The organism is Bacillus sp. NMCC46, assembly GCF_002998465.1.
Classification (GTDB): domain Bacteria; phylum Bacillota; class Bacilli; order Bacillales; family Bacillaceae; genus Bacillus.
The window spans coordinates 24685-42821 of the sequence record NZ_PVQZ01000002.1 but is presented as its reverse complement, the minus strand read 5'-3'; the positions used below and the strand labels follow the sequence as shown (position 1 = coordinate 42821).

At 41.8% G+C, this 18137-nt stretch carries 19 protein-coding genes, 1 other RNA gene and 1 riboswitch; of the genes, 17 read left to right on the top strand and 3 right to left on the bottom strand.

Going from position 1 to position 18137, the window contains the following annotated elements; genetic code table 11:
- Positions 1-37 precede the first annotated feature (37 nt).
- Entirely contained in the window at positions 38-994 is a 957-nt protein-coding gene (locus C6Y01_RS05700; protein WP_106037934.1) for a DUF2515 domain-containing protein, read from the top strand.
- A 23-nt stretch (positions 995-1017) separates the two neighbouring features.
- Here the strand turns inward: C6Y01_RS05700 and sspM are convergent, their stop codons facing one another.
- Entirely contained in the window at positions 1018-1122 is a 105-nt protein-coding gene (gene sspM, locus C6Y01_RS05695) for an acid-soluble spore protein SspM (protein ID WP_012010346.1), read from the bottom strand.
- A gap of 196 nt (positions 1123-1318) precedes the next feature.
- On the opposite strand from sspM, the gene C6Y01_RS05690 reads away from it, so the two are divergent.
- The 3 genes from C6Y01_RS05690 (at position 1319) to C6Y01_RS05680 (ending at position 2539) form a co-directional block, all read left to right on the top strand.
- On the top strand, positions 1319-1552 hold the full coding sequence (locus C6Y01_RS05690) for a DUF5446 family protein (protein ID WP_223249885.1): 234 nt from the start codon (positions 1319-1321) through the stop codon (positions 1550-1552).
- 58 nt (positions 1553-1610) lie between these two features.
- The gene (locus tag C6Y01_RS05685; protein WP_034661025.1) at positions 1611-1982 is read left to right on the top strand and encodes a YppE family protein; all 372 of its coding nucleotides are present in this window, start codon (positions 1611-1613) and stop codon (positions 1980-1982) included.
- Positions 1983-2089: 107 nt separating this feature from the next.
- Positions 2090-2539 (top strand): YppG family protein, encoded by a 450-nt coding sequence (locus tag C6Y01_RS05680; protein ID WP_106036819.1) that lies wholly within the window; start codon positions 2090-2092, stop codon positions 2537-2539.
- 20 nt (positions 2540-2559) lie between these two features.
- On the opposite strand, the gene C6Y01_RS05675 is transcribed toward C6Y01_RS05680, so the two are convergent.
- Positions 2560-2979 carry an Hsp20/alpha crystallin family protein gene (locus tag C6Y01_RS05675; protein ID WP_060596719.1) on the bottom strand — a complete coding sequence of 140 codons (420 nt, stop codon included), beginning with the start codon at positions 2977-2979 and terminating at the stop codon, positions 2560-2562.
- A gap of 167 nt (positions 2980-3146) precedes the next feature.
- Between C6Y01_RS05675 and C6Y01_RS05670 the strand changes: the two genes are divergently transcribed.
- The gene (locus C6Y01_RS05670) at positions 3147-3653 is read left to right on the top strand and encodes a PTS sugar transporter subunit IIA (RefSeq protein WP_106037932.1); all 507 of its coding nucleotides are present in this window, start codon (positions 3147-3149) and stop codon (positions 3651-3653) included.
- 54 nt (positions 3654-3707) lie between these two features.
- Here C6Y01_RS05670 and C6Y01_RS05665 read toward each other — a convergent pair whose 3' ends face one another.
- Entirely contained in the window at positions 3708-4826 is a 1119-nt protein-coding gene (locus C6Y01_RS05665; protein WP_223249900.1) for an NADH-dependent flavin oxidoreductase, read from the bottom strand.
- 160 nt (positions 4827-4986) lie between these two features.
- Here C6Y01_RS05665 and C6Y01_RS05660 point away from each other — a divergent pair, with 160 nt between their 5' ends.
- From C6Y01_RS05660 to pbuX, 12 genes are all read left to right on the top strand, one after another.
- Positions 4987-7233 carry a DEAD/DEAH box helicase gene (locus C6Y01_RS05660; RefSeq protein ID WP_034661018.1) on the top strand — a complete coding sequence of 749 codons (2247 nt, stop codon included), beginning with the start codon at positions 4987-4989 and terminating at the stop codon, positions 7231-7233.
- A gap of 24 nt (positions 7234-7257) precedes the next feature.
- On the top strand, positions 7258-8505 hold the full coding sequence (locus C6Y01_RS05655) for a ribonuclease H-like domain-containing protein (protein WP_106037930.1): 1248 nt from the start codon (positions 7258-7260) through the stop codon (positions 8503-8505).
- A gap of 315 nt (positions 8506-8820) precedes the next feature.
- The gene (gene cotD / locus C6Y01_RS05650) at positions 8821-9060 is read left to right on the top strand and encodes a spore coat protein CotD (RefSeq protein ID WP_106037929.1); all 240 of its coding nucleotides are present in this window, start codon (positions 8821-8823) and stop codon (positions 9058-9060) included.
- 49 nt (positions 9061-9109) lie between these two features.
- Complete coding sequence (locus tag C6Y01_RS05645; RefSeq protein ID WP_170938393.1) at positions 9110-9652, top strand: SLOG family protein; 543 nt, start codon at positions 9110-9112, stop codon at positions 9650-9652.
- A 75-nt stretch (positions 9653-9727) separates the two neighbouring features.
- Positions 9728-10033 carry a cell division regulator GpsB gene (gene gpsB / locus C6Y01_RS05640; RefSeq protein WP_012010336.1) on the top strand — a complete coding sequence of 102 codons (306 nt, stop codon included), beginning with the start codon at positions 9728-9730 and terminating at the stop codon, positions 10031-10033.
- 61 nt (positions 10034-10094) lie between these two features.
- An RNA gene (gene rnpB, locus C6Y01_RS05635) (RNase P RNA component class B) lies at positions 10095-10478 on the top strand.
- A 109-nt stretch (positions 10479-10587) separates the two neighbouring features.
- Positions 10588-11742, top strand: a complete 1155-nt coding sequence (locus C6Y01_RS05630) for a THUMP domain-containing class I SAM-dependent RNA methyltransferase (RefSeq protein WP_034661011.1) — start codon at positions 10588-10590, stop codon at positions 11740-11742.
- A gap of 107 nt (positions 11743-11849) precedes the next feature.
- Positions 11850-12047, top strand: a complete 198-nt coding sequence (locus C6Y01_RS05625) for a hypothetical protein (protein ID WP_034661010.1) — start codon at positions 11850-11852, stop codon at positions 12045-12047.
- Between the two features lie 74 nt (positions 12048-12121).
- A complete protein-coding gene (locus C6Y01_RS05620; RefSeq protein WP_106037928.1) occupies positions 12122-14053 on the top strand; it encodes an ATP-dependent DNA helicase in 1932 nt (643 codons plus the stop codon).
- A 127-nt stretch (positions 14054-14180) separates the two neighbouring features.
- Positions 14181-15686, top strand: coding sequence for a carboxypeptidase M32 (locus tag C6Y01_RS05615; protein WP_095285316.1), 1506 nt, complete (start codon positions 14181-14183; stop codon positions 15684-15686).
- Positions 15687-15822: 136 nt separating this feature from the next.
- Positions 15823-15922, top strand: a riboswitch (purine riboswitch).
- 117 nt (positions 15923-16039) lie between these two features.
- Positions 16040-16624 (top strand): xanthine phosphoribosyltransferase, encoded by a 585-nt coding sequence (xpt, locus tag C6Y01_RS05610; RefSeq protein ID WP_034661972.1) that lies wholly within the window; start codon positions 16040-16042, stop codon positions 16622-16624.
- Positions 16621-17940 carry a xanthine permease PbuX gene (gene pbuX, locus C6Y01_RS05605; RefSeq protein ID WP_106037927.1) on the top strand — a complete coding sequence of 440 codons (1320 nt, stop codon included), beginning with the start codon at positions 16621-16623 and terminating at the stop codon, positions 17938-17940. The genes xpt and pbuX overlap by 4 nt, the downstream gene beginning before the upstream one ends.
- Positions 17941-18137 lie beyond the last annotated feature (197 nt).

Here is an 18137-nt window from a genome sequence, read left to right as displayed (position 1 = left end):
GCCTCCTTTTAATGCATTTTGTATTGGAGAGATTACTATGTTGTCACAAGAAGAGCACATCATCACTCAGTATATATTGCGTGAAACGAAATCGAAAAATAAAGACAACCTGACGAGGACAAATGCTTACAAACGCTTTTATGACCGCCATCCAGAGATGAAATGGTCGCTGCTTGCTTCCTTTGTCTCGAGAAATGCTGGATGGTCTATGACGGATCTAAAGGGCGAGCTCTTTCATCCAGGTTTAACAGATCAGCAGGGGCACCTTTTTTTCACAGCATATGAAAGAGCGAATTGGCTGATCTTTTCGGATGCTTACCCTCAGCTTCTTTTGTATGAATGGTCTAAGCGGTGCAGCAAACCCTTGTTCCATCTGCTTCCATATTTTTCTGTTTCTCGTTTTATGAGCACTGAGTGGGAACGTTTTTGGCTAAAGCGTGACACAGAGCGCCTGCTTTATGCACTCATCATAAATGAACAATATACTATACAATCTCCTATTATACAAAATCCTCTTCTGAAAAAGAATGTTTTTCACTCGATTCAATATCTGTTCAGCGAGTGGGGACATTTTCAAACCGTTGTTTTTCCCACGGTGGACGGGCATTTGTACGGGTTAACCATACGGAAGTTTTCCCGCGTAAAGGAGCGTATTACATTAGGAAAAAAACTAGCGAAACTATTATTTCGAGCCGATTTATTTTCGGATTTTTATCATTTTTTGCATACTGTTCCGCATACCGGATCACGGTTTGATTTTGAGCCGTTTTTAGGGATCGCTAGGAGATCAACACCTTTTCTTCGAACAGTTTATCCGGTGATGACACATTCATTAGACGATCAAAGGGACGATTGGTTTCAAAAGAAATTGAGCCCATCCTTATTTGATGCAGAGACGTTACCAAAACAAATTGAGCTGACCGACTGGTATTTTCATAAAAAAAGACAGCTTCGTTTTCTTTTCTCATTAGAGCACTATTTTTTGCATAAATAAAAAGCAGGGGGTACCTGCTTTTTTTACGTGGATGGTCGATTAGGACCGCCAAGCTTTTTATCAAGCTGATCTGTACTGTTTTCTTTCCCTTTTGGCTTTTGCTCTTTTGGTGCTGGCTGCTTTTTCATGAAATCTACCTCCTTTGTCCTTAGAATTTACACAATCGGACGCAATCATACAAAGAAGGACAAGCATATGTCGAAAAGGAAGAAATAGCGCTCATCTACACTTAGATTGGCGATTTGCTTCTAGTTTTGTCATGTGTGAAGGAGGGTGAGAAAGAAAAGAGAATGTAACGAGAGACGATAAAGGAGGAATCTGATGATGAGCGAATTTGTATCAAAAGAATCCATTATGCAGTTATTAGAGGAAATTGAGCGGAAAATTGATGCGGTGGAAGAAGAACTGTCTCTTGCTGTGAACCAAACAAAACGTGCAACCATAGAGGAGCAAGAACAAATGATAGACCGGCTTGAATCAGAAGTAAAGGACTGTGAAGTGAAGATTCACGCGGCTGAGTATAAACTGGCGGCAAGACCGGCATATCACGCCGGATAGCTTTTCTATTTGAGCAATAAGTAAACGTTTGATAGGATGGTTCATAGAGGTGAACATTTTGGATAATCAAACATTACTTGAACATACACAAGATCTGAGAATATGGATCGAAGAGGCGTATGAGCAGTACCAAAAGGGAAAGGCTGAAGAGGAATACCCCGTATATGATTTTCACACGGACATTCAGCCGGCCGTTGAGACATTTGATCAGAAAATGGAAGAGTGGCTCACTGCTGCGATCTCGTTTATTCATCTAGTCAAACCTAGATATTTACACCAAGAACAGCTTGAAGCCGTCAAAGAAAATGGAAAAGAGGTTGTCCTGCAATCTTATTTTGGCAAACAGCATGCACCCCGTGTGAAAAATTTAGTTGAGTCAGTGATTTACACACTGAACCTTTTAATAGAAGAAATCAACAAGCGCAGCTGAAGACATATGCTGCGTTTTTCTTATGGCTGCTTTAGGCACATCTTCTGTTCTTGATCATAATATATGAGTGACATCACTATGTGTTGAGAGCGAGAGGAGCGAGATATATGATCCCTTATTCAAACCAGCAGCCTTATGAATTCAATCCATTCAATCGAGGGCCTTTTCCGTATCCAGATATGCAGCAGCCTCCGCAGCCTCCAGAATATTTCATGCCGCCACATCAAGGTGGAATGAGCCAGGCACCATCTGCTGTCTATCAGCCGCCTTATGGATACCAAGAAAATGTGCCGCCTTTTCATCCGCCTGAAGCGATCAATCAACCCCAGATGCCGCCACCAGGCATGATGCCCATGCAGCAGCCTATGAACCCTTATCCTTTGCCAAGACCGCAAAAACAGCAATCATCTCAATTTAAAAGTGTGCTGTCACAATTCAAAAAAACGAATGGACAATACGACTTTAACAAAATGTTTGATACAGCTGGGCAAATGATGAGTACGATGAATCAAGTAGGTTCATTAGCGAAAGGATTTACAAGCATTTTTAAAGCATAGTTAAAACCCAATAGATGGACCTATTGGGTAGTTTGCTTTGGTGCCGTCACACGAAGCGTTTGATCTTTCCACACGCTCTTCATGTTCGTTTCATCTATTTTTGCCGGCATTAAAATGGTTTTGGTAAAGCTCGAATACGAGGAAGTTGTATCCGTTTTGATTGTTTCCTGCACGGATAAGTGTAAATATTGGGCTTTTACTTCTAGCGCGATATCCCCTTCGACAAAATGGTCGGGAAATTGGATCTCGATATACACAAACTGCTCATCCTCTGTCACATCGGTCGTAATCGATGCAAGTGAATGTGATGTGGTCATGAGCGCCTCCGCACTATTTATTATCTCGTGAAACGGGGAGGATGCGAAAAATTGTTCAATCGCTTCATTGAGAATATCTTCATTTGCCAGCAATTCATGTTTCTTTTCGCCTTCATGTTTCATTTGAATCACCTCTCATCTACAGCCTATGCAGAAAGGGCTCAGGCGGTTATCAATTGATGAGAGGAAAAAATTATGATTAAATAGTGTTGAATGAAGCAAGGTGTATGAGCGCAGCGTTTCATACGCGGAATAGAACTAGAAGCAAAGCTTGAAGGGAGCAATTGACATTGCTGAAAAAATTATTCGGTTTCGGAAAAAACCAAGATGATGTAAAGGAAGAAATCATTTATTCTCCAGCTGATGGAGAGTTAATGGATATGACGGATGTACCAGACCCTGTTTTTTCTCAAAAGATGATGGGAGACGGCGTAGCAGTAAAACCAAAAAGTGGCACGATTGTGTCACCAGTAGAGGGTGAAATCATCCAGCTCTTCCATACAAAACATGCAATTGGCATTCGAACACTCTCAGGGCTTGAGCTTCTGATTCATATCGGGCTTGAAACAGTGGGATTAAATGGTGAAGGATTTGAAGCGCACATAAAAGAAGGGGATAAAGTGAAGATCGGTGACCCTCTCATTACGTGTGATTTAGAACTGATTGAAGAGAAAGCGGCAAGTACAGTGACTCCGATTGTCATTATGAATGGTGACTTGATCGAGCATCTTGATAAAGAACCAAAGGGACCTGTGGAAAAACAGACTTCTAAGCTTTTTACCGTTAAAATAAAATAATCAGGACACAAAAAAAAACTACCCAATCGTATGAGGGTAGTTTTTTTGATGACATTAATCTTCCATCGGAACCCAGCCTTGACTCGCTTCCATGACAGACCACAATCCTTCTGGAATCAAATACTTATCTTTTTGGCTGCGTTTAATGACAGTTTCAATCTCGCTTTCTCTGCCTTCTTTAATCTTCTTTGCCCAATCTGGGTCGACGATCAGCTCTCGTGCGACAGCGATAAGCGGAATTCCTTGATTATAAGCACTTAGTGCATCTTCGGCTGTAATGACGCTGCCCACACCGATGAGCGGAAGGGTATCGCCGCAGCGTTCTTTTAGCAGCTCCATACGTGTCTTATGAGTATCTGCACCACGTCTTGCTTTAGAGTCAATCTCCATTAAAGAGATATGCAAATAATCGAGGTTTTTTGTTTTGAGAACATCCACTAAGGTAAACGTCTCTGTCATTGTTAAACCAGGTGTTTCTGGTTCTTCTGGGGATAATCGATATCCAAAGATAAACGGTTTTGTTGCATGCTTTTCGATTGCCTCTTTGACTGCATCCACAATAGCGATAGGGAAGGCTAGACGCTTTTCTTCATTTCCTCCCCACTGATCTGTCCGCTGATTGCTATGCGGAGAGTAAAATTGCTGTAATAGATAACCATTTGCACCGTGGATTTCCACGCCATCAAACCCTGCTTGAACCGCTCGTCTTGCCGCTTCTTTAAAAGCGTCAATGATATGGACAATTTCCTCTTCTTTTAAAGCGCGTGCAATCTGCTTTCCATCTTTAAACACATCACTTGGCGCAACCACATCACCGTTTGGAACTAAGTGAGGGAGAGCCTGAGAGCCGCCGTGATGAATTTGAATGATGGCTTTTGTTCCCTTTGCCTGAATCGCAGAAGCAAGTTTTTTCAGGCCAGGTATATCTTCATCTCTTGCAATAGAAGGCTGTCCTTCAAATGCCTTACCATCTGGAGTCACGTTTGCACATGCTGTGATCACCATGCCCATATCACTTGATCTAGCTGTAATGAAATCAATTTCCTCTTTAGAAATGGTGCCATCCTCGTGAGAACCGAAGTGTGTCATTGGCGCAACGACTAACCGGCCATCAATAGACGCACCTCCTGGAAACGTAAATGGTTCAAATAAAGGCTTAAATTCGTTTTTCACTCTCATCATCTTCTTCCTTGATAAAATCATTTCACTATAGAAGTGTAATAGATACTGTTACAACACTTCAAAGTATTTGCTCATAGGCTGCGCATCAAAAAATTGCCGCCTAGTCATGCAAACAAATATTCGGTACACTATGTAAGAGAGGTGATGCGATATGAAAAAGAAAACAATGAACGAACTCATAGAAGAATTAAAGAAAGACGAACAGGTAGAACATTGGCATGAAATTGATGCGAAGCCTGCACAGACCTCTCCGGTTCCTGAAAGAGTGAACGACAGGCTGAAAAAGGCGCTTGAGAAACGAGGCGTGAGCGAACTCTACATTCATCAAAAGGAAGCCTTTGAACGTGTGATGGATGGAGATCATGTGGTAACTGTCACACCAACAGCTTCAGGTAAAACGCTTTGCTACAATTTGCCTGTCCTTCAGTCGATCGCAGAAGATCAGACAAGCCGCTCCCTTTATTTATTCCCAACAAAAGCGCTCGCACAAGATCAAAAAAGTGAACTTAACGAGATCATCCACGAGATGGATGTTCCGATTCATAGTGAAACATATGACGGAGACACCTCTCCGGCCATTCGGCAGCGAGTCAGACAAGCAGGACATATTGTCATCACAAACCCGGATATGCTGCATTCAGCCATTTTGCCTCATCATACGAAATGGGTCAGCTTGTTTGAGAATTTGAAGTATATTGTCATTGATGAGCTTCATACATATCGAGGTGTATTTGGCAGTCATGTGGCCAATGTGATTCGCAGGTTAAAACGAATTTGTGCATTTTATGGAAGTGAACCGGTTTTTATTTGTACTTCCGCAACGATTGCGAATCCAAAAGAGCTAGCGCAGCAGCTAACGGGGAGCAAGGTGCATCTGATTGAACGAAACGGGGCACCTAGCGGTAAAAAGAATTTTGTGTTTTACAACCCGCCAGTTGTGAATAAACCATTAAATATTAGACAAAGTGCCGCCACTGTCGTCAATCAATTGGCAAAAACTTTTTTGAAAGAAAAAATCCAAACGATTGTTTTTGCTAGAAGCAGAGTAAGAGTTGAAGTGATTTTAAGCCATATTCAAGAGCTAGTGAAAAAAGAGATCGGTCCAAAATCGATTCGTGGATATCGCGGAGGCTATTTACCAAAAGAGCGGCGAGTGATTGAAAAAGGATTGAGAGAAGGAGACATTCTAGGTGTCGTCAGCACAAACGCACTAGAATTAGGAGTGGATATAGGTCAGCTAAAGGTCTGTATCATGACAGGGTATCCTGGCAGTGTAGCGAGTACATGGCAGCAGGCAGGACGAGCTGGAAGGCGTCATGAGGAAGCACTCATAATTATGGTAGCAAGCTCCTCACCTCTTGATCAATATATTGTCAGACACCCTGAATATTTCTTTAACAGGCCGCCTGAAGCTGCCAGAATCAACCCTGAAAACCTCATTATCTTAGTGGATCATTTAAAATGTGCATCCTACGAGCTTCCGTTTCGGGAGGATGAACAGTTTGGCGGCATGGAGGTAGAAGAGATTTTGCAATACTTACATGAGGAAGGTGTTCTTCATTTTAGCGGGAACCGGTATTATTGGTCAGATCAATCGTTCCCAGCGCATGGCATCAGCCTCCGGTCTGCAAGCCAGGAAAATGTGGTGATTGTGGATCAATCAGATGTAGCGAATGTTCGGATTATTGGAGAGATGGATCGGTTCAGTGCGATGACGCTGCTTCATGATGAAGCCATTTATTTACATGAAGGGGTTCAGTATCAAGTGGAAAAGCTAGATTACGAGCATCTCAAGGCTTATGTGAAACAAGTAGATGTAGAATACTATACAGACGCGAATTTAGCTGTTCAACTTAAGGTGCTTGAAATCGATCAGACGACAGAGAAGGAAGCCGTATCTGTTCACTACGGTGATGTGACTGTCAACGCAATGCCGACGATTTTTAAAAAAATCCGGCTAAGTACCGGTGAAAATATCGGCTCTGGACCGATTCACTTGCCGGAAGAAGAAATTCATACGAGTGCTGCTTGGTTTGAATTACATGAAGCAGAGCGGAGATTTGAAGAGAAAACACTTGAACAGCTGCTGCTTGGCATCGCAAATGTTCTTCAGCACATTGTACCTGCTTTTGTGATGTGTGACCGTTCTGATATTCATGTTGTTTCACAAATTAAAGCGGCACATACCAGAAAACCGACGGTCTTTTTATATGACCACTACCCTGGCGGAATCGGCTTAAGCAAGGAAGTACAAGCTCGTTTCGATGAAATAGCAGGCGCAGCCATTCAGCTGATTGAGCGGTGCCGCTGTGAAAATGGCTGTCCATCCTGCATTGGCATGGAAATGAAAGAGGTGAGCGGAAAAAGCAGCATCGTTGAATTGATGTCCGTATTTTAAGGGAAAGGAGGGGGACACCTGCTCATGTCTTTAAAAGGGAAATTAAACAGAATGAAGAAGCACCTATCGCACAATCAGACACATGAAAACCGGCAGAAAACTTTAGAAGGACAACCACAGCCTGTGACTTCAGAAAATATCCCATTTTTAAAAGAATGGGAAACATTAGGTGTATCTCCTTATCACTTTGAGGATTCCTTTTGTCTGATTCGGGAAGTCACCTATTCATTAGAAGATCAGCATGGGCGCTATTCGTTTGCGGAACTGCCGAAGATCATCGAGGCATGGAACGAAAGCGGCATCAAGCATTCGCTATCGGCTAAAGGGTACGAGCCGCACGAGCTGTTTTTCTTTGATACAGAAACAACAGGATTATCTGGCGGTACGGGAAATATGATTTTCTTGCTTGGACATGCACGTGTCTTTTCCGACAAAGTGGTGGTGAAACAGCACCTGCTCACCAATCCAGGAAATGAAGCGGCTCTGTACAAAAGCTTTCTCGATGAAGTGAACGTAGAATCATTGGTTACATATAATGGTAAATCGTTCGACTGGCCGCAAGTGAAAACGAGACATACGCTCTTACGAGATCAAATCCCTGCACTTCCTGAATTCGGACATTTTGATCTTCTGCACGGATCTAGACGATTGTGGAAGCATAAATATGAACGAATGGCGCTATCCGTTGTTGAAAAAGAAGAGCTGCACGTGCATCGTGAAAACGACACGCCGGGGTTTTTGGCACCGATGATTTATTTTCATTTTTTAAAGGAACAAAATCCGAAGCTGATTGAAGGGATCTTGACTCATAATGAACTAGACGTCTTATCGTTAATCAGCCTCTACATTCATCTATCCAAAAAAATACTATCTGAGGATGCGGTAAAGGAACACAATGAGAAGTATGCGCTCGCCAGGTGGCATCTTGCTCATCGTGATGTACAGGAAGCAACGAAGCATTTGCAAAAATTAACGGATGCTGATTTTGAGCATGCGAATCAGGCGTCTTATGATCTTTCCTTACAATATAAACGACAAAACGAGTGGGATGAAGCGGTTCAAATATGGGAAAAATTATTTAAATCAAGTGATGTCCATTTAGCATTAAAAGCGGGTATAGAGCTTGCGAAGTGTAAAGAGCATCGTCAAAAAAATGCAAGGTCAGCTCTATCCATCACTGAATCGTTATTATCTTTCTCATCGTTAAGTCAGCGAGAAACGGAAGAACTTGAGAAGCGAAAAAAACGGCTCTTGAGAAAAGCTGGGCAATGAACATTATTGCCCGGGAAAGCGCAAAACATGACAACGTTCGGCTCTCGGCCGAAAATAAAAATTGTTTAGCACTTTTATTGTAGAAAAGTCACGAATCCTGTAAAATAACGTTAGATATTGAATGAGGAGCGTAGAGCATGTATAAGGGTCTTTTCTACTTGTTTTTTCTTGTTGTCATTTTGGTCGCTTTTGTGTTTTCAAACTATAAGGATGTTTTTCTTGCAAACTTTTAAAATAGGTTAATGCATTAGTACATGTACACCTCTTAATTCATACATTGTTAATGTAAGAAAATTAAGGAGAGGGGAATGCTACATGTACCATCATCATCATCATTGCCAGCCGAATGTTACACAGCCAATTGTTCATCCGACGAATCATTGCTATACACACAGCGATTCAACAACAATTGTGCCGCATATCCATCCGCAGCATGTGACAAATGTTCACCATCAAAATTTCAAACATGTTCACTATTTCCCGCATACGTTTTCTCAGGTGGACCCGGCAACACATCAACACTTTAACTGCGGTGGACCTTGCTGTAACAGATAAAGTGAAATGGGACTTTTAGAAGTCCCTTTTTTTAAAAGCAGGTGAAAAAATGAAAATTATTGCTGTCACAGGGTACAAGCCATTTGAGCTTGGGATATTCAAACAAGACGAGCCTGCACTTCAATACATAAAAGCAGAGCTTCAAAAAAGGCTGACAGCCCTGATTGAAGAAGGCCTGGAATGGGTTCTCATATCAGGCCAGCTTGGGGCAGAAATCTGGACTGCCGAAGTGGTATTTGAGCTTCAAGAGGAGTATCCAGCGTTAAAACTGGCCGTCATTACACCATTTTATGAACAGGAAGAGCGCTGGAATGAACAAAACAAAGAGTTGTATGAAGGGATTCTTGCACAGGCCGATTTTGTAGAAAGTGTCACGCATAGACCGTATGAAAGTCCGGCACAATTTAAACAAAAGAACCGTTTTTTTATTGAAAAAACAGATGGCCTTCTCGTCCTTTATGATCCTGAGCATGATGGCTCGCCAAAGTACATGATCAAAGAAGCGGAAACCTATACCGATTACCCCATTATGTACATCACAATGGATGATTTGAGAGCGCAAGTTGAGGCAGAAGATCCGTTTTTTGACTAAAAGCAAGAGAAAATTTGACAACGTCACGTATTTCTGAAAAAATATACTATGAATTCACGATATGAGGTGAAAAAGATGCTTGCTGATAAAGTAAAGCTTTCTGCGAAAGAAATTTTAGAAAAAGAATTTAAAACAGGTGTCAGAGGATACAAACAAGAAGAAGTCGATAAATTTTTAGATATGGTCATTAAAGACTATGAGACATTCAACCAAGAAATCGAAAAGCTTCAACAAGAAAACCTCCATTTGTCTAAACAGCTTGAAGAAGCCGTTGAGCAAGGAAAAAGACAGCCTGCACAGTCTAATACAACAAACTTTGATATTTTAAAAAGACTATCTAACCTTGAGAAACACGTTTTCGGCAGCAAACTTTATGATTGAGCCTTGCTGAAAAAAGCTTGTGCCTGATGTCATTGTCGTTTATAATAACGATTATTGATTAACGTTCGGGTAATCGCTGCAATGCTTTTAGACATTGCAGAGGAAAGTCCATGCTCGCACGGTGCTGAGATGCCCGTAGTGTTCGTGCCTGGCGAAAAAATAAGCCAGGGCAGCCTGGGAAAGGCTGACGGCAGGAAAAATGCCTACGTCCTTTTAGGATATGGCAAAGTATCCTTGAAAGTGCCACAGTGACGAAGTCTCACTAGAAATGGTGAGAGTGGAACGCGGTAAACCCCTCGAGCGAGAAACCCAAACTTGGTAGGGGAACTTTCTCAAAGGAACCAAACGGAGAGAAGGACAGAGTATTCTGTAGATAGATGATTACCACCTGAGTACGAGGCATTTGCCGTTTGCAGTACGATGGAACAAAACATGGCTTACAGAACGTTATATCCGTTATTATAAACATGATGAAAACAAAGCTCTCCTATTTCAACATATGGAGAGCTTTTATCTTGAATACATAAAAGGACGAGAAAACAGGTGATAAAACAATGAAAACCTATACACTCATCGCAACAGCTCCAATGGGAATTGAAGCGATTGTTGCAAAAGAAGTAAGAGACCTTGGCTATGACTGCACAGTAGACAATGGAAAAGTGATTTTCGAGGGGGATGCTCTTGCGATTTGCCGTGCGAACCTTTGGCTGCGTACAGCAGACCGGATTAAGGTACAAGTAGCTGAATTTTCGGCAAAAACATTCGATGAGCTGTTTGAACGGACGAAGGCGATTGACTGGTCCTCTTTTTTACCGAAAAACAGCACGTTCCCTGTCATCGGTAAATCTGTGAAATCACAGCTTGCCAGTGTGCCGGATTGTCAGCGTATCGTCAAAAAGGCGATCGCGCAAAAGCTCATATCCTCTTACAACATACAGTCTGAATGGCTTGAAGAAACAGGACCTGAGTATAAAATTGAGGTTGCCCTTTTAAAAGATAAAGCTGTGCTCACGCTTGATACATCTGGTGTGGGTCTTCATAAACGAGGGTACCGTACGGATCAAGGCGGAGCACCTATTAAAGAAACCCTTGCGGCTGCACTCGTGCTATTAACAAACTGGACACCTGACCGTCCGTTTGTTGACCCTTTCTGCGGGTCAGGAACAATCGCTATTGAAGCGGCCATGATAGGACAAAACATTGCCCCAGGATTTAACCGGGAATTTGCGTCCGAGTCATGGGAATGGATTGGTGAAGACGTTTGGAACAAAGCGCGTCACGAAGTGGAAGAAAAAGCAAAGTATGATCAGCCGCTCCACATTATTGCAAGTGATATCGACCATCGGATGGTAGACATTGCACAAATGAATGCTGAAGAAGCTGGTCTAAGTGAATTGATTCAATTTAAACAAATGCAAGTGAAAGACTTTCAAACGAAAGAAGAGTATGGTGTGATTGTCGGAAATCCGCCTTACGGAGAACGACTCAGTGATAAACCAGCTGTTGAAAAAATGTATCAAGGAATGGGCGAAGCATTTAAGAGCCTAGATACTTGGTCCATTTACATCTTAACGTCACACGAAAAGTTCGAAGAGTGCTTCGGCAGAAAAGCAACGAAAAAGAGAAAACTGTTTAATGGTTTTATTAAAACAGACTATTACCAATATTGGGGAAAACGCCCGCCTAGAAAACAGACAACTGAATCATAAAAAAATGGTCACACCTACAGAAGGTGTGGCTTTTTTTATCGCAGAAAGGTATAAACCTTCACGGGACGGAATAAACTGAACTTGATTTTAAAAAAAGAGGTGTCTCCATGATACAATATGATCAATTTCAGTTAATCCAAAAAGCACTCGCTTCGACTGCTCAAAAAATTGAAGGGCAAGAAGGTGGACAATCTGCTCAGTTGACAGCAGCCATCGAAGATTTAGCGCTTGCTCAGGCTTACATAGAGCGTTCAGAGCATGCATTTTTAATGAAAGAAACCTATCAACATCGTTTGCGGTCGTAAAAAAGATTGTCATTCCCCAGCATAAATGTTACTATTGAATGTCTGAATGATTCAAAAGTTGGGGGTTGAAGCAGGTGACAGCATCTCGTTTGCCTTTTTCATTATCAAAAGAACATAATTTTTACGAAGAACTGGGCAACTGGATTGGTGATGTGTTCTATGACATTTTGCCAGAAAAGGGCTTTGATCTTCGAGATGAACAAATATTTATGGCTTTTCAACTAGAAAGAGCCTTTAAAGAAAAAAGTGTGATGTTTGCCGAAGCTGGGGTAGGCACAGGCAAAACCATCGTCTATCTATTATTTGCGGTCACATATGCAAGGTATACAGGGAAACCTGCGATTATTGCATGTGCAGACGAAACGTTAATTGAACAGCTGGTGAAACAAGAGGGTGATATCTATAAAATTGCCAATCACCTTGATATTCAAATAGATGCGAGATTAAGTAAATCGCATGACCAATATTTATGCTTAAAGAAACTAGAGAAAACCATGCAGCGTGAAGATGATGAGAAGTGGCTCGATATTTATGAATCGCTTCCTTCATTTGTTCATGAATCACATGGCATGCAAAACTTTTATCCGTATGGTGATCGAAAAGAGTATCCAGAACTATCAAATGATGAATGGTCACGCATTGGCTATGATTCGTTTCAAGACTGCTTGACGTGCGATATGCGTCATCGCTGCGGTCTGAATTTATCAAGAGATCATTACCGGAAAGCAACCGATCTCATCATCTGTTCTCATGATTTTTACATGGAGCATGTGTGGACGAAGGAATCCCGCAAACGCGAGGGCCAGCTTCCGCTGCTTCCAGAACATAGCTCCGTCGTATTTGATGAAGGGCACCTTCTTGAATTTGCCGCACAAAAAGCACTGACGTACCGAGTGAAGCAATCAATGCTCGAAACATTTTTAGAGCGCCTGTTGCAAAACGATATACGTGAAGAGTTTGCCGAGCTCGTTGAAGATGCACTTGCCACAAACGATGAGTTCTTCTATCTCTTAAAAACACATGCCAAAGAAATCAAGGGCTCGCATCGACTTGAAATTGGACGTGTGGATGAAGTGAAGCGGTCTGCAAGTGAATTGTGTGATTTGCTTGAAAAAATCGGAGAAGCACTCGTGTTTGAATCAGAGATGTATACAATCGATCAATACGAATTGTCTGTTGTGGAAGAGTACATTGAACAAATGGCGTATTCTCTGTCGCTATATCAAAAAAATGCGATTAGCTGGCTTGAAAAGCAGGAGTTAGATACGACATTTGTTGTGATGCCAAAGACAGTCGCAGAGGTGCTTGGTGAAAAAGTATTCTCGCAAAAAAGACCATACATTTTCTCTTCTGCTACATTGTCTGAAAATCAATCCTTTGATTATTTAGCTGAAAGTCTTGGGATCAAAGATTACTTATCAATGAGTGTCGCTTCTCCGTATGATTACGATGAGCAAATGAAGATTTATTTCCACGGGATTCAGCAGCTTCAAGAGCAAGAGGCAAAAGGACAGCAAGTGATCACTCAGCTGAAAGAAAACGGAGGACGATCTCTGATTTTGTTCCCTTCATTTGATGAACTTCATTTCTTTAGAAAGCAGCTTGAGGCATCGGATGAATCACTGCCTTTCCACGTGTATTTTGAGGGAGACGAGGAAATCAGCACGATTGTTCAAAAGTTCCAAGCAGATGAGACATCCGTGTTATGCTCTGTTCACCTTTGGGAAGGGCTGGATATTCCAGGACAATCACTAACAAATGTGATCATCTGGGGACTTCCTTACCCGCCTCATGATCCGGTATTTGAGGCAAAACGGAATGAAGCAAAGGATGCTCGTGCTGAAGTTGACCTTCCGTATATGCTGCTGCGCTTGCGACAAGGTATTGGAAGGCTGATTCGGACAAGCCAAGATGCAGGAACCATTCATATTTATTTTGACCGTAAGGAAGATACAGAGCTTCAAAGTAAAATTGAATCCGTTATGCCAGTCAAGCCAATCATCTAAATAACGCCCGAACGAGGAAAAGAGGAGGATACCATCTGAGTATCCTCCTTTTTCATTGACAAAAGAACATTCCTTGAAGTAGCCTTGAAACGTACATACATATTTTATTGATTGGGGGAACAAACGTATGAGTCTTGAAGCAAAAGAGAAAGCGTTTTATCAATTACTAGGAAAAATCGCCCATTATACGGAGGCGCTCCATTTACTTTATTGGGACTCTAGAACACAGGCGCCTAAAAAAAGCGCCGATTTCAGAGCTGAAACCATCGGTCAATTATCAAGTGATATTTTTAATATGAAGACTTCTGATGAAATGAGAGATCTTCTTCACGCATTAAACAAACATCGAGATGAGCTGTCAAAAGATACACAAAAGGCGCTCGAATTATCACAAAAAGAGTATGATGAAAACAGCAAAATTCCGAAAGAAGAATTTAAAGAATACTCGATTTTGCAATCAAAAGCAGAGCATGTCTGGGTAGAAGCAAGGGAGAAATCAGACTTTTCACTCTTTGCACCATACTTAAAACAGCTCATTGATTTTAACAAGCGCTTTATTCAATATTGGGGCGTGAAACAAACGCCATACGATGTGCTGCTCAATAACTATGAGCCAGATATGACAGTTGAACAGCTCGATCAAAAGTTTGGTGCACTTCGTGATGCCATTGTTCCTCTCGTGAAAAAAATCGAAGCCTCTCCTCATAAGCCGGATACTTCATTTTTATCGAAAAGTTTTCCGATCGACAAACAAAAGGAACTGAGTCTCTTCTTCTTAAAAGAATTGGGGTATGACTTTGACGCAGGGCGTCTGGATACAACGGTTCATCCGTTTGCTGTGACATTGAGCAGAGGGGACGTTCGTGTGACGACCCGTTATGATGAGCATGATTTTCGGATGGCGATCTTTGGCACGATTCATGAGTGTGGTCATGCCATCTACGAGCAAAACATTGATGAGGCACTGAGCGGAACGCTATTATGTGATGGCACATCAATGGGGATCCATGAATCACAGTCTCTTTTCTTTGAGAATTTTATCGGCAGACATGAAGATTTCTGGAAAACGTATTATCATAAGCTGCAAGAAGCGTCTCCTGAGCAATTTAAAGATGTCTCTTTAGAAGACTTTGTGCATGCAGTGAATGAATCGAAGCCGACTTACATTCGAATTGAGGCAGATGAACTGACGTATCCGCTTCACATTATCATCCGCTATGAAATTGAAAAAGCGATTTTTAATGAAGAAGTAGCAGTTGAAGACCTGCCTACACTGTGGAATGAAAAATATAAAGCGTATCTTGGCATTACGCCTCCTAATGATGCACTCGGCATTTTGCAGGATGTTCACTGGTCTGATGGAAGCTTTGGATATTTCCCTTCATATGCGCTTGGTTATATGTATGCGGCGCAACTAAAGCACCAAATGATCAAAGATTTACCGAATTTTGATGAGCTGATTCAAAATGGGTCTTTTGCACCGATAAAAGAATGGCTCACAGAACATGTCCACCAGCATGGAAAACGCAAAAAACCATCTGAAATCATTCAAGATGCGACTGGTGAGGAATTAAATGTGCAATATTTAATCGATTATTTAACAGATAAATATACGAAATTGTATTTATCTTAAATAAAAGGCACCCTTTGCTCAGAAGGGTGCTTTTTTGATGCTTGAATATTCTAAAAACGAACATTTTGATCTGATCTATTATTTAAGTTCGGTATTTTTCTGGAAAAGTGCTTTCCAAGCGTCTGAAATCTTGTTATAATTTGAACACTATAACACTCATATAATCGCGTGATGATGGCACGCAAGTTTCTACCGGACACCGATACGGTCCGACTATGAGTGAGCAAAATGAAACAGCTCTTGTTTGAGCTGAAGATCCGTGGATCGTTTTCGCATTGCTTGCTCCTCATGGACAGCAATGCTTTTTTATGCAAAAAATTAAAATGTTTGCCAATATGCTGGGAGGAAGAATGATGGAATTGTTACGTCAAAAAATTGAGAACGAAGGAATCGTTCTGTCAAATCAAGTGTTAAAGGTAGATGCCTTTTTAAATCATCAAATTGATCCTGTGTTAATGCATGAGATCGGGCAAGAGTTTGCTAGATTATTCAAGCATGATGGCATTACAAAAATTGTCACAATCGAATCTTCTGGCATTGCACCTGCTGTGATGGCTGGACTAGCTCTTCAAGTACCAGTTGTCTTTGCTCGAAAACGTCAATCACTAACACTAACAGATAACCTATTAACAGCGAGTGTGTACTCTTTTACGAAAAAAGTAGAAAGCACGATCGCTGTTTCAAATACGCATCTCAGTGAAAAAGATTGTGTATTAATCATTGATGACTTTTTAGCGAACGGTGAAGCCGCTAAAGGGCTTGCTGCAATCGCAAAGCAGGCGAAGGCGAAAGTAGCCGGATTTGGCATTGTCATTGAAAAGTCATTTCAGCCCGGAAGGAATGCGCTTGTTCAAATGGGCTACCGCGTCGAGTCCCTTGCACGTATTGAATCACTTGAGGAAGGGAAAGTCACGTTTGTACGGGAGGTACAATCATGAGTGCCGCTAAAAAAGCCAAAACGCTCTCGCTAGGGATTCAGCATGTGCTGGCAATGTATGCAGGTGCCGTTCTAGTGCCGCTCATTGTGGGAGATGCGCTCGGCCTCACCCCTGCACAGATGACTTACTTAATCTCGGCAGATATTTTCATGTGCGGGGCTGCCACACTTCTTCAAGTATGGAAAAACCGTTTCTTTGGTATCGGTTTGCCTGTTGTATTAGGCTGTACATTTACTGCGGTTTCTCCTATGATTGCGATTGGCTCTAAATACGGGATTTCGTCTATCTATGGAAGTATTATCGCTTCGGGGTGTATCATCATTCTTCTTTCCTTTTTCTTTGGGAAGCTTGTGAAATTTTTCCCGCCTGTTGTGACTGGGTCTGTCGTCACCATTATTGGCATTACCCTTATTCCGGTAGCGATGAACAATATGGCAGGTGGAGAAGGAAGTGCAGATTATGGTTCTTTTGAAAATCTAGGCCTCGCTTTCCTTGTGCTGTTTATCATTGTGCTGCTCTATCGATTCACAAAAGGCTTTATGAAGGCGATCGCCATTTTAATTGGTATTCTCCTTGGGACAGCAGTCGCTGCATTTATGGGGAAAGTGGAAACAGCTGAGGTGGCGAACGCTCAAGTTTTTCGTATAATTGAACCATTTTATTTCGGCATGCCTACCTTTGAATTTGCACCCATTATGACGATGACGTTAGTTGCGATTGTGTCATTAGTCGAATCAACAGGTGTTTATTTCGCATTAGGTGATTTAACAAACCGGTCATTAAAAGAGAAGGATTTAGCGAAAGGCTATCGCGCAGAGGGGATTGCTGTTTTATTAGGTGGTATTTTCAATGCATTTCCTTACACAGCCTACTCGCAAAACGTTGGGTTGATCCAGTTGACAGGAGTCAAGAAAAATCAAGTCATCGTTGTGACAGGAGCATTGCTCATGTTATTTGGACTTTTTCCTAAAATTGCTGCATTTACGACGATTATTCCAAAATCAGTTCTTGGCGGCGCAATGGTCGCCATGTTTGGGATGGTCATTGCCTACGGTATTAAAATGCTCTCGCGCGTGGATTTTGCCAAACAGGAAAACCTACTAATTGTTGCTTGCTCAGTTGGGATCGGCTTAGGTGTCACCGTCGTGCCGCAAATGTTTGAGCATTTGCCAGAATCAATGAAATTATTAACAAGTAACGGAATCGTGGCCGGTAGCTTTACCGCTATTTTGCTTCATATTATTTATCACATGATTCCATTTAAAAAAGAAACAGGGCAGGACCTGATAGAAGAACCTAAGCAATCTGTTATGTAAACACCTCTCATTAAGAGGTGTTTCAGCGTGTAGACAAACCCTCGCATTCGGTGTCAGTCCTGTGCGCCGATGCTCACGAATGTTAAATTCGCTCCGCTTCGGTGCTCGTCCTTCCTAGACTTCAAAGGTTTTCTATCACGCTGAAAAGAAGACAAAGGGCTAAAATAAAGATCATTTTAGCCCTTTGTCAACAATCT